This is a genomic window from Pseudoflavonifractor sp. An184 (assembly GCF_002160305.1).
Classification (GTDB): Bacteria; Bacillota; Clostridia; order Oscillospirales; family Oscillospiraceae; genus Lawsonibacter; species Lawsonibacter pullicola.
The window spans coordinates 43,964-53,056 of record NZ_NFKI01000023.1 but is presented as its reverse complement, the minus strand read 5'-3'; the positions used below and the strand labels follow the sequence as shown (position 1 = coordinate 53,056).

Sequence of the window (9,093 nt, the reverse complement as noted above, 5' to 3'; positions counted from 1 at the left end):
CCCCGCAGACCCCCCCGCCAAGCCTACCAGCGAGAAGAAGGGACAGGAGAAGCCCAAGGCTCCCGTGGACACCTCTGCCAAGCCTGCCGATGGGAAGAAATCTCCTGTGTCTGATCCCAGTAAACCCAAGGATGAAAAGGAGCAGGAGGCGTCCAAAGTCACCGCAGATACTCCAGCCAATCCAAAGGAGCAGGAGTCACGATCCCCCGATCTGCGTTTCGTCGCCCTCTCCAAAATCATACCTTTGCCCGGCACCTACGTCAAGGATGAGCCCCGCAAGGATTACAGCGGTCTGATCGCAGATATTAAGAAAAACGGCCTGCAAAAGCCCATCATTCTCCGCAAGAGTGAGAAAGAGGGAGAGTTCCAACTGGTAGACGGCTTCCACCGCTGCAAGGCGCTGGAACAGGCAGGAATGCTGGAGGTCCGGGCGGATGTGTACGAAATGACCTTAGCTCAGGCAAGCGAATACCGCAGGGGGCACCGGGATAAGCCGCTCATGCCGGTCCCCGGCAAGCTGGTCCCCTATCCCCCAGAGGAGCCAGCCAAGGCAGACAAGGCCCCGGAGCCACCTGCTGGGAAGGAGTTGGAGGATGAGGAACTGCCCAAAGACCTGAAAATCCCCCTGACTAAGGAAGGACAGCCGGAGACGGTCACGACCATGAAGGTGGCGAATATCCGGCCTTTTGAGGGGCACCCCTTCGCGGTCCGTGACAACAAGGATATGTGGGACCTGGTGGACAGCATCAAGAAATTCGGTGTGCTGGAGCCGGTCATGGTCATCCCCCATAAGGACGGTGGCTATGAGATGGTCTCCGGCCACCGCCGTATGCGCGCCTGCCAGTTGGCCGGGATCGAGGATATTCCTGTTATCGTCCGCAATCTGGACCGGGACGAGGCCATCATTTCCATGGTGGACTCCAACCTCAAGCGGGAGGAGATCAGCCCCATGGAGAAGGCCCGCGCCTACCAGATGAAAACCGACGCCATGAAACGGAAGATGGGCCGCCGCACCAAGGAGGAGATCGCGCAGGACGAGGCTATGGGAATCAAGCGTATGAACGCCGACGAGGAGCTGGCCCAACAGGTGGGCGAGAGCCCCGCCACCATCCAACGGTACAAAACTTTGAATAAACTGGTCCCAGAACTCCAGGACATGGTGGACGAGGGAAAAATTCCTGTCAATACCGGCGCGGATATTGCACAAATGAAGCCTGCGGAGCAGAAAGTGCTGGCAGATGCTATCCAGAAGGAGGCCAAGGTGCCCTCCGGCACCAAGGCTAAGGAGCTGAAGGCAGAGAGCAAGGCCGGTAAGCTGACCACCGAGAAGATCGAGCAGGCGGTAGCCCCCACCAAGCGGGAGGAGATGCCACCGCTAAAGGTCACAATGCTGGAGGAGGACCTGCGGCCCTTCTTTCCTGATAAGCGCACCACTATCCCGGACGTGAAGCAGGGTATTCTGGAGGGGCTGAAACTGCGTCAGATCGCCCTGGAACGCCAAAAAGCCAAGGCCGTGACGGCCAAAAAGGCTGATACGCCGGTGAGGTGAACAGAATGAGCGGAAAACGAATGTGCCAGAGCTATGAGATCATCGACAGCCGCCGGGTGGGCGACACGAAGGTAGTGCTGGGTTACAGCCCCACAGCGGCCTCTCCTTACGTCACCTGGAAGTGCTACACCCACGACAATTTCCAGGGGTACAACTTTGGGCGTTACTTCGGAGACGAACAGGCCGCCCGGAAGAATATGAAGCAGCGGGTGGATGAACTTAGGGAGGAGCTTCCGCCCGGACACCTGGACTGGAGGCCCCGGCATCACAGGAAAGACCCCGGCATGGAGCGGTAACGTACCATGTCAGGGTCTTTTTATATTCAAATGTTCCCTCAATTTGAGGGAACTTTCCAGGGAGGTGTGAGAAATCGACTTTCAAGAGCGCATGGAGTGTGTGCGCGTGCTAACGGATCAACTGGAGGCCGGTATCACTGACCTGTTCCAGAGCCGCCAGTACGCCGCCTATCTGTGGTCTCTTTCCAAACTGCACCACTACAGTTACGGCAATATTTTTCTTATCAAGCTCCAGTGTCCGCACGCCTCCATGGTGGCGGGTTATGGAGACTGGAAACGGAAATTCGGCCGCCATGTCAAGGCGGGCGAGACCGGCATCACCATTCTGGCCCCCTGTCCCTACTGGACGCGGGAAGAGGTGGAGGAGACCGGACCGGACGGACAGACCACCAGGGAGCAGAAATGGGTGAAAAAAACTGGTTTCACCACGGCTACGGTGTTTGATGTCAGCCAGACGGAGGGACGGGAGCTCCCCAGCCTGGGCGTGGAGACCCTGACAGGCACCGTAGAGGGCTATGAAAAACTGCTGTCCGCCTTAACATCCATCTCCCCCGTCCCCATCACTGAGGGGCCCCTGCCGCCAGGTGTCCATGGGGCATATCACCACGCGGAGCAGAGGATCACCCTCAGCCCTGGCATGAGCCAGGCCCAGACCGTCAAAACGCTGGTCCATGAGATTGCCCACGCAAAACTGCACGCGCTCCCGGTGGAGGGCGGGATCATTGTGGGAGCCCATAAGAAGGAACGGCGTACCCGTGAGGTGGAAGCGGAGAGTGTGGCCTATACCGTCTGCCAATACTTAGGACTGGACACCGGAGACTACTCCTTCGGCTATATTGCCGGGTGGAGCAGCGGCAAAGAACAAAAGGAGCTGCGGTCCTCCCTGGAGTGTATTCGCAATACTGCCGCTGAACTAATCGACGGCATTGAGCGCCAGTGTCTGGAGCTGCCACCGCCAGAACCCGTCTTTCAGCGTCGGCGGAAACAGACTTCCAAACGAACGACGAAGCCGCAAACCCGCTGATTTACTGTATCCGGCCATAGCGGCACAGCCCTTGGAGAGGGGCTTTCATTACTACTACACTATAATATGAGGATGATTTGCAATGTATCGCTGTTTTTATCGAACCTTACGCAGCATATTAACGCTGGTTCTGATTCTCGCCTTGAATGTCCCAGCCTTTGCGGCGGCCAACTCCGTTGGGAATCAGGAAGAGTCCAGAGAGTGCGAGTCCGTTACATATCCGCAGGAAACCTCCATCGAACTGTATTCCTCCGAGCAGTTCATCACAGCCAGACAGTGGGCTGCCATGCTGTGCGAAGCGTATCCCTCTGAAGAAGCCGGCGAGGAGCTTCCTTGTCTGACAGAGGCGTTTCGCCGGGGCTGGTTGTCCGTCAGCATGATGACAGCACCAGATCTCTATATGTGCCGGGGGGCGCTGTACCAGAGCGCTTTCGCGGCCGCTGGGCTGTCCCTTTATGACTACTCCCTCTATCCGGGGGGTGAGTCCCTCTCTGTCTACGATAACTGCTTGCGGGTAGGGGCAGAGCTGGGGTTATGCCCGCCCAATGCGGAACCGCTGGAACTGGTGACTGGGGAGGAGAGCGCCGCGCTCCTTCGCATGCTCCTGACCCAAGAATTAGAAGTAGAGGCGCCTCCCATGCTTGACGAACTGCCAATTCAAAATGATGCGGGCGTCAATATGAATGACTATTTGTTGAAGCTCCGCCAGGTACCCGGGCCGGTTTTGCAGGCATTTGAGGATATGGGATGGATTTATACAGTTAACTTCCCATACTTAGCTCAGTTAAGCGAACAGAGCGGAGCAAACTGCACCGGAGCGACAGATTACAGCGCGAAACGAATCTATGTGTCCGAGGCCGGACCGACCCTCCACGAATTCGGGCATTTTTTAGACTATATTTTGCAACGCCCCTCGGAAAGTGAGAATCTGTTTGAGCGGGAAGCATCTGCGGCATCGGCATTTCTAAGGGAGTACGCTTTAACGAATTCCAGAGAGTATTTTGCAGAATACTTTGCCTACTACCTAACCCATTCCGACCACGAGGAAAAAGTGGAGCAGATGAGACAGCTTACGCCAGAGACATTTGCATACTTCTCCGCCCTGTCGGAAGCAGGCTGGAATATCCAAGCCTGATTTAGCGGTGTGGCCAAGCTGTCCTTAGCTTGAAGGAAGACACACAAAACTATTTAGCCAAAGGAGTGGATCAAAATAGAACAGCAGGAACTTTACCGCTATTACTCCACCCAGCGGCCCGTGGACATAGGGACTTACCCCAAGGACCCGGATAACCCCCTGGCGGGCTTTCTTAATTACGATGAGCGGATCAGCGTGGAGCACGGCGCGTTCCGGGCCTGGGGGGAGGTCATCTACCGCTCCCCCCTTACCCCGGATCAAATGGATCAGTATGAACTGCGGCCCTCCAGGGATAACCCGGATGTGCGCCGGACAATGACGGAACAGGCACAGGTGGTCGGACGGTGGGAGGACCGAAACGGCATCCGCACGAACCGGAGGTTGACCCGGTGTATCGGTATCGGCGCGTATGTCTGCGGAGACCGTGTGACACCGGAGGAACTGGCCAAACGGTATCGGCTGGCTGAGGATATCCCTTTTATTTCCCGCCGGGGACCTCGGCCCAAAAAGTCCCCTCAAATTGAGGGGAGATAACAGGAGGAAGTTATGAATCACATCAACGCAAGCACAGAACGGTTTGAAGCTGTGGAAATCCTAACCGTACCCGGTTTATTTACTTCCCAACGGGTGGACCGCACTACGCTCCCCCCGTGGATGCACCTCTATGAAATGCAGACCGACCCCAACGATTGGAGCCAGCCCTGCCTTCTGGGGCGGCATATTACAGTGGAGCACTTCGGCACCGTGCTTACTGCCAGCCCTCTGCCCCTGCCGCCCAGCGGCTATCTGGAGCTGGCCCCCGGCGACTTTGACGAGCGGCAAGGGGCGGAACGTCTGACAGCAGCGGAATTTGAGGCCAAGTACCTGGACCCGAACTACCAGCCATCCCCGGCTATGCGCCCGGAACAGCGGCGGCACAGCCGGGCAAGGGCGGTGCAGATGGCACGATGAAAGAGACAAATGTGAAATTGTTTCCTGTTTTGGACAGACTGTGCGGCCGGGCTACCCCCTCCACTCCCGCAAGTTTCCGCCCGGACCTCTGGATGCTCCGGGCGGCTGTGTTGGAGTACGAGATGGAGGAACGGACCTTTTACTGGATTCCCCGTTCCGACGGAGGGCTGTGTGTCCGGGAACGGGACGTGTTCCTCCGCGGCTCCCACGGACACTGGGTATGGACCGGCCAACAACCGGAGGCCGGAGAGGCGGCATACTGTATCATTCTCAAAGGCAAGGACCGGGACAGTCCCACAGGGGATATACGCTCCTTCGATTTCTCGGCGCACCTCCGTCGCCTGGAACACACGGCGATGGAGGTCAAGGCTGTGGAACTGGTCTTTTACTCCGGGCGGCGGTTTTCTATGGAGCCGGAGCGGTACAGGGCGGCCATGGAGGACCTGTTTTGGGAGTATGGAACGCTCCGGCACATCCGCTATCTGCCCGAAAATGAGGAAGCCTTGGTCCGCACAATTATGACGGAGCATCGTTATCAAAAGGGCTGGACACCGAAAAAGAACCGGGCGTTACCCGGCGGCCCGGTTAGATAGGGGGCGGCTATGGCATATACGCATATCACTCCCGGATGGGAGATCGAAGTATCTGCCCATTACTATTCAGATAAAAAGTTGGACCGTGTTGCGGAACTGATCCAACTGCCGCGGGAGGAATTGACTACTCTGGAGGAGGCCAGCGTGGCCCAGGAAAAAGCCATTTTCTCCAAGTTTTCCAACATAGAGGCCGAGTGGAAGAAGCAGGCAGCGGAGACTGTAGCTATCCGCAAGGCCAGAGAGTATCTGCGGGCCTTGCCGGTGGAGCATACGTCCAACCAGTGGAAGGTCAATCAATTTGGCTGGAACGTATTGAGCAACATGGTCTATAAAATGTCGTATCGCGTGTCCGAAAATAAAAAGCTGGATGGAACTCTTATCAACTGCGCTTTATCCTGGGATATTCATTATAATACGCTCCAACATCCCACCCCCGACTATACCGGCGACGGCTGGAAGATTGCCGGGCAGAGTGACAAGCGGTTTGCCACAAAAGAGGAGATGGAGCGTTACCTGCAAGGCCGGATTAAAGCCTACGCCCACCTATTTACAGAGATCTCTCCACCCATCCCCAAAGGGCAGGAGGGCCGCTTCTCCGTCAACGGCATCCTTCTCCCAGGCTATACTGTGGAGGCATCCCTGGAAGAACGGATGGAGGAAATGATCTCCTTTTTGGAGGACGATGCGGCCCTGCTGGAGGAGACGCTGTCCTCCAGCCATCAAGACACACCACAAGAGGAGGAACCAACTATGGCACAGAAGCTACATACCACACCCTTGAATCAGCACCGAAACCGGGAGATCGTTCAAAAGCCGGAGACCGCCCGGAAAGGTCCCAAGAAACCGACCCGGAGAAAAACGGCCCCGACCCGGTGACAGCGGCGCTTGCGCCGCTGTCCGCGCCAGCATGGCATTTGGTAGCACAAATGCCGCTGGTCAGGGGCGGAGCCCCTGAAACCCCATATTTCTGTACTACATGGGTAAAAATGCATTTATAAATCTACGCACTACATTTAAAATAGGACCTGCGCTTGCAATAAAAATTACAATAGGCGTTGCATATAAAACTGCATGCCACAACTTTAACAGCATTACATGAAATGATTGTTGTCTAGGATTGTTTTCAGAGATATATCCTATAAGATCATTTATTTCAGCACTTGCATTTTTGCTATCTATTGCAACTCCGTTGCAATACCGTCCTGTCTTTGGATTAATGTCATACTTTTTACAAAGATGGAGAATGGTATAATAAAAATCTAAATCATCGCGAATTTCTGTAGCACTAACAAGATCATCATATTCTTTTTTTAAACTATCGAGTTTTTCACATGCGTCTTTTTTACTAGACTCGCAAGATACACACTGCTCACATTCTTGGTTTTCTCCACATGAGGGCGATAGCGGATCGTCATCTGCTAAATTTGGCAAACTTCCGACTTCACGCTTTAACCGCTTTACTTCATTGAGTGCATGCTGAATAGAAGAAATGCGTCCTGAGTATTCAGCGTGGCTGTTAACAACAGAATACACCAATACAATTACTGAAAGGATGATACTACTATATGATGACCATGTTTCATCAAATATTTCAGGATAGAATTGTACAGACAACGAGTATATTATCAAAGCTAAACTATAGTAAATTAAGATAAAATCAGCTCGTTTCTTATCACGGGATAACCTTTTCAGTTGATTAGCATAATTGGATTGAGTAACATCCATTATTCGGTAATATTTATCTTTATTATATGGCGGAACGCTCATTGAAACATCTCTCCCTGTCTAATTTTATTTCAAGTTTACACCCATTTTTTACAATTTTCAACATTGATGTTAAGAAAAATAATTATGCGTACTCGTAATTACCATATTAGTGTTTGGCTTAATGCCCAAGAATTAGAACACCTGAAAAAACAATCCCAAGCATCTGGTCTAGGTATGGACCCTTTTATCCGTCAACTCATCATGGGTGTTCAGCTTCGTCCCCGCCCCCCTGATACCTACGCCGCCCTGCTCCGGGAACTGAACGCCATTGGCAATAACGTGAATCAACTGGTATTTCAGGCCAACGCCAGAGGAGAGGCCACCCAGGAGGAAATCCATGAGGCCGCTCTTTTGGTACGGGAAGCAGTCCGGCTGGTGCGGGATACCCTGTAATGGCCTATACTAAGATTTTAGTCATCCACAACCGCCTGGACAAGTGCGTGGGCTACACACAGGACCCGGAAAAGACCTCCCTGGAAGCCGCTATCGACTACGCCCTGGACCGGGCAAAGACGGAGCGTATCTGTTATGAGACAGCCATCAACTGCTCCCGAGACCGGGTGTATCAGGATATGCTGGACACCAAGCGGCGGTGGGGCAAGGAGGACCGGAAACGAAAAGGATACCATATCATTCAATCCTTTGCGCCTGGAGAAGTGACGCCGGATCAGGCCCACGCTGTGGGCGTGGAATTTGCCCAACGCCTTTTAGGGGACCGCTATGAAGCCGTCGTTTCCACCCATTTGAACAAGGCCCATCTTCATTCCCATATCGTGTTCAACTCCGTATCTTTTGTGGACGGAGCCATGTACCGAGACCAGCTGAAGGACTACTATGAGGGTATCCGGGGCACATCGGATGCTATCTGCCGGGAGCATGGCCTGTCCGTCATAGAACCAGGCGAGCCCCTGAAAGGTGCGCCGGTGAGCCGTGCGGAGTGGGAGGCCCAACGCAGAGGGAAACCTACCGTCCGTGGGCTGATTCGTCGAGATGTGGACGAGGCCATCCGGCGATCCTACACCTACAAGTCATTTTTGGGACAGCTCCAGCAAATGGGGTATCAGGTCAAGTCCGGTCCCAGCATAAAGCATGCCGCCGTCCTGCCTCCGGGTGGGAAGCGCTATTTTCGTCTGGACAGTCTGGGCGAGGGATACACGGAGGCGGACATTCAGGCCCGCCTTGCCGCCATCCGCTCCGGCGAGGCCCCGCCGCCAGCTCCAGCTATCGCCGTAGCTGTGTTTCACCTTCTGGAGCCGGGGCGGCACTATCGGGTGCGGGGGCCCCTGCCCCACCGCCGCCGGAAGTTCACAGGCTTCCAACTCTTATATTTGAAGTATCTCTATCTGCTCAACCCACCGCCCAAGCGCCGCCCGAGAAACCGGGCGGCGTTTTCCATGCGGGAGGAATTGCTGAAGCTGGAACGCTACCAAGAGCAATTCCGGTATCTCCGCCAGAACCGCCTTGAAACGGCTAACCAGCTTTCCATGCAGTATGACGCCATCCAGGCAAAGATGGACGCTCTTACAGAGCGGCGGAAGAAATTATACCAGCGAAAACGGAGGGGGGACGTAGGAGTCCAAACGGGGATTGCGCAAATCACCACACAACTGCGGATACTGCGCCGGGACCTGAAGCTGTGCGCCCGCATTGAGAGCGATATTCCAAAGGTCCGGGCAGCGGTAGAGGCTCGAAACCCAACTTCTCGGGACCGACCGCTCTATCATCAAACCGCCTCTCGTAGATCGAACCCGACAGAGGAGCAACCCAATCTTTAACTT

Annotated in this window: 11 protein-coding genes; 10 read left to right on the top strand and 1 reads right to left on the bottom strand. The window is 54.7% G+C overall.

What is annotated here, in order from left to right:
* From B5F19_RS09290 to B5F19_RS09255, 8 genes are all read left to right on the top strand, one after another.
* On the top strand, window positions 1-1,549 hold a 1,549-nt coding region (locus B5F19_RS09290; protein ID WP_087289839.1), incomplete at its 5' end, for a ParB/RepB/Spo0J family partition protein.
* A 5-nt stretch (window positions 1,550-1,554) separates the two neighbouring features.
* On the top strand, window positions 1,555-1,845 hold the full coding sequence (locus B5F19_RS09285; RefSeq protein WP_140394202.1) for a hypothetical protein: 291 nt from the start codon (window positions 1,555-1,557) through the stop codon (window positions 1,843-1,845).
* A 106-nt stretch (window positions 1,846-1,951) separates the two neighbouring features.
* Entirely contained in the window at window positions 1,952-2,869 is a 918-nt protein-coding gene (locus tag B5F19_RS09280; RefSeq protein WP_242972768.1) for an ArdC-like ssDNA-binding domain-containing protein, read from the top strand.
* Window positions 2,870-2,951: 82 nt separating this feature from the next.
* Window positions 2,952-4,004, top strand: coding sequence for a hypothetical protein (locus B5F19_RS09275; protein WP_087289833.1), 1,053 nt, complete (start codon window positions 2,952-2,954; stop codon window positions 4,002-4,004).
* A 69-nt stretch (window positions 4,005-4,073) separates the two neighbouring features.
* Entirely contained in the window at window positions 4,074-4,538 is a 465-nt protein-coding gene (locus B5F19_RS09270; RefSeq protein ID WP_343219426.1) for a hypothetical protein, read from the top strand.
* A 12-nt stretch (window positions 4,539-4,550) separates the two neighbouring features.
* Window positions 4,551-4,955, top strand: coding sequence for an LPD28 domain-containing protein (locus B5F19_RS09265; protein ID WP_087289829.1), 405 nt, complete (start codon window positions 4,551-4,553; stop codon window positions 4,953-4,955).
* Window positions 4,952-5,548, top strand: coding sequence for a hypothetical protein (locus tag B5F19_RS09260; RefSeq protein WP_087289826.1), 597 nt, complete (start codon window positions 4,952-4,954; stop codon window positions 5,546-5,548). The genes B5F19_RS09265 and B5F19_RS09260 overlap by 4 nt, the downstream gene beginning before the upstream one ends.
* Before the next feature lie 9 nt (window positions 5,549-5,557).
* On the top strand, window positions 5,558-6,424 hold the full coding sequence (locus B5F19_RS09255) for a hypothetical protein (protein ID WP_087289824.1): 867 nt from the start codon (window positions 5,558-5,560) through the stop codon (window positions 6,422-6,424).
* A 96-nt stretch (window positions 6,425-6,520) separates the two neighbouring features.
* Here the strand turns inward: B5F19_RS09255 and B5F19_RS17150 are convergent, their stop codons facing one another.
* The gene (locus tag B5F19_RS17150) at window positions 6,521-7,315 is read right to left on the bottom strand and encodes an SLATT domain-containing protein (protein WP_140394201.1); all 795 of its coding nucleotides are present in this window, start codon (window positions 7,313-7,315) and stop codon (window positions 6,521-6,523) included.
* A gap of 174 nt (window positions 7,316-7,489) precedes the next feature.
* On the opposite strand from B5F19_RS17150, the gene mobC reads away from it, so the two are divergent.
* Complete coding sequence (gene mobC / locus B5F19_RS09250; RefSeq protein ID WP_242972767.1) at window positions 7,490-7,708, top strand: plasmid mobilization relaxosome protein MobC; 219 nt, start codon at window positions 7,490-7,492, stop codon at window positions 7,706-7,708.
* Window positions 7,708-9,090 carry a relaxase/mobilization nuclease domain-containing protein gene (locus B5F19_RS09245; RefSeq protein WP_087289820.1) on the top strand — a complete coding sequence of 461 codons (1,383 nt, stop codon included), beginning with the start codon at window positions 7,708-7,710 and terminating at the stop codon, window positions 9,088-9,090. The genes mobC and B5F19_RS09245 overlap by 1 nt, the downstream gene beginning before the upstream one ends.
* The last annotated feature ends 3 nt before the right edge of the window (window positions 9,091-9,093 follow it).